This is a genomic window from Actinosynnema sp. NPDC059335 (genome assembly GCF_042752395.1).
Classification (GTDB): domain Bacteria; phylum Actinomycetota; class Actinomycetes; order Mycobacteriales; family Pseudonocardiaceae; genus Actinosynnema.
Genome location: NZ_JBHYXZ010000182.1, coordinates 1 through 2,752, shown reverse-complemented (window position 1 = coordinate 2,752; position 2,752 = coordinate 1). Strand labels below are relative to the sequence as shown.

Here is a 2,752-nt window from a genome sequence, read left to right as displayed (position 1 = left end):
ACGTGTGCCCCCCCGCGCGCGGGCCGCGGGCCACGCGGCCGGAGCGACCCATCCCGTCCGGCCGGGTGAGCCCGGAGCGGGCGTTGGCGGTGGCGGGCGGGCTCGGCGTGCTCGGGCTGGCGCTCGCGGCGGCGGCCGGCGGTCGTCGGGCGCTGGGCACGGCGGCCGCGCTGACGGGTGCGGTGTGGGCGTACGACGTGGTGCTGAAGGACACCCCGGCCGGTCCGTTCGCGATGGCCGCGTGCCGGGGGTTGGACGTGCTGCTCGGCGCGCCGGCGGACGGGGTGCGCGAGGCGCTGCCCGCCGCGTCGGTGATGGCGGCGCACACCCTGGGGGTGACGGTGCTGTCGCGCGGGGAGGTCCACGGGACGTCGCCGGGGGTGGCGCGGGCGGTGCTGGCGGGCACGGCGGCCACCGCGCTCGCGGCCGTGGCGGCGGGCGCGCGAGGGCCGGGTGAGGCGGGGTCCGGTGGGTTGGCCGGCGTGCGCGACCGGCTTTCGGCGGGTCCGCGCGGAGGGCAGCTCGCGGGCGAGCGGCCGGCTGCCGGTGCGCACGGGGGGTCGGCGGCAGGTGCGCACGGAGGACCGGCCGCTGATGCGCACCGAGGACCGGCCGCTGACGCGCACGGAGGACCCGCCGCTGATGCGCGCGGGCGGCGGTCGGCCGGCGCGTTCGGAAGGCGGTCGGCCGGCGTGCGCGACCGGCCGGCAGCCGGTCACCCGGGCCGGTCGCGGGATCGGCGGCCGGTGGGCGCGCGGTCCGCGGTGTGGTCGGCCGTGGGCGCGGCGGTGTACGCGGGCCTGGTGGGACGGGCGCAGTTGGCCGCCGTCCGGTCCGGCGGCGGCGCGGGCGAGGTGCGGGCGGCGACCGCGGCCGGCATCCACGGCATGGTGCCGTTGCAGGCGGCGCTCGCGGCGCGCGGTTCGGTGTGGTCGGCGTTGGCGGTGGCCGGGGCGTTGCCCTTGGCGCGGAAGTTCGGCCGGAAGGTGGGACCGACATGACGATCAGGCTCGGGTACGGCACGAACGGGTTCGCCAACCACCGGTTGGACGACGCGCTCGCCGTCATCGCGGACCTCGGCTACCGCGGCGTCGCGCTCACCCTCGACCACCACCACCTCGACCCCTACGCGCCCGACCTCGCCCGCCGCGTGGACGCCGTGGCGCGCCGGTTGGCGGAGCTGGGCCTCGGCGTCGTCGTGGAGACCGGCGCGCGCTACCTCCTCGACCCCCACCGCAAGCACCACCCGACCCTGGTGTCCGACGGGCAGGTGCGGCGGATCGACTTCCTCGGCCGCGCCATCGCGATCGCCCGCGACCTCGACGCCGAGTGCGTGTCCTTCTGGGCGGGGGTGCGGCCGCCCGACGTGCCGCCCGACGAGGCGTGGTCCCGGCTGACGTCCGGCGTGGCCGAGGTGGTGGACCTCGCCGCGCGGGCCGGGGTGCGGCTCGGCCTGGAACCCGAACCGGGTCACGTCGTGGCGCGGCTCGACCAGGCGCTGACCCTGCGGGCCGAGCTGGGCGACCCGGACGTCCTGGGCATCACGCTCGACGTGGGGCACTGCGTGGCCGTCGAACCGGAGGACGCGGCGGCCTGCGTCGCGCGGGCCGGGGACCTGCTCGTCAACGTGCAGCTGGACGACATGCTGCCCGGCGTGCACGAGCACCTGGAGTTCGGCGAGGGGGCGCTGGACCTGCGCAAGACCCTGGCCGCGTTGGAGGACATCGGCTACCGCGGCCTGGCCGCCGTGGAGCTGCCCCGGCACAGCCACGCCGCGCCCGAGGTCGCCCGCCGCGCGATGGCGGCCCTGCGCGCCGCCACCACCCCCGACTGGCTCAGCGAGGCCGAACGCCGGGTCCGCGCCGACCCGGCGGCCATCCGCGCGCTGTTCCCGGCCGCCGGCCGGGCGGTCGGCCGCGGGCCGGTGCGCGCCGAGGAGGACCCGGACGGCCTGGTGCACGGCACGGTGGACGACGCCGCCCGCGCCCGGCTGGTGGCGGCCCTGCCGGACGCCTCCGAGCTGCCCGACCTCTACCGGTTCGGCGACGACGCGGAACGGCGCGGTGTGCTGCGCGGGCTCACCCCCGACACCGACCCGGACGTCGGCCTGCCGCTGGTGCGTGACGCGTTGCGCACCAACGACACCCGCCTGGTCGCCGCCGCGCTCGGGCCGTTCGCCGCCGCGCACCTCGACCAGCACGCGTGGCGGCACGGCGTGCTGAAGTGCCTGTTCATGGGCGTGCCGCTGGCCGCCGTGCACGACCTGGACCGCCGCGCCGACGACGAACTGCGCCGCATGACCGCCGACTACGCCGCCGAGCGCGAGGCCGCCGGCCGGCCCGTGCCCGCCGACGCCCTGCGCCTGCTGGGGAGGACACCGTGACGATCTTCGACCCGCACGTCCACATGACCTCGCGCACCACCGACGACTACGAGTCGATGGCCGCCGTCGGCATCACGGCGGTGGTCGAGCCCGCGTTCTGGCTGGGCCAGCCGCGCACGAGCGTCGGCTCGTTCACCGACTACTTCGACTCGCTGCTGGGTTGGGAGAGGTTCCGGGCCGCGCAGTTCGGCATCCGGCACCACTGCGCCATCGCGTTGAACCCCAAGGAGGCCAACGACCCCCGGTGCGTCGGCGTGCTCGACGTGCTGCCGCGCTACCTCGCCAAGGACGGGGTGGTGGCGGTGGGTGAGGTGGGTTACGACTCGATGACGCCGGAGGAGGATGTGGCGTTCGCGCGGCAGTTGGAGT

General features: G+C 77.6%; 2 protein-coding genes and 1 pseudogene. All 3 read left to right on the top strand.

Annotated elements, in window-relative coordinates:
* Nucleotides 1–1,001, top strand: a 1,001-nt coding sequence (locus ACFXGA_RS35165; RefSeq protein WP_378095698.1) for a UbiA family prenyltransferase, incomplete at its 5' end; no start/stop codon positions are given.
* Entirely contained in the window at nucleotides 998–2,383 is a 1,386-nt protein-coding gene (locus ACFXGA_RS35160; protein ID WP_378095695.1) for an EboA domain-containing protein, read from the top strand. The genes ACFXGA_RS35165 and ACFXGA_RS35160, both read left to right, overlap by 4 nt.
* Nucleotides 2,380–2,752: pseudogene (locus ACFXGA_RS35155) on the top strand (hydrolase TatD); the annotation flags it as partial. The gene ACFXGA_RS35160 and the pseudogene ACFXGA_RS35155, both read left to right, overlap by 4 nt.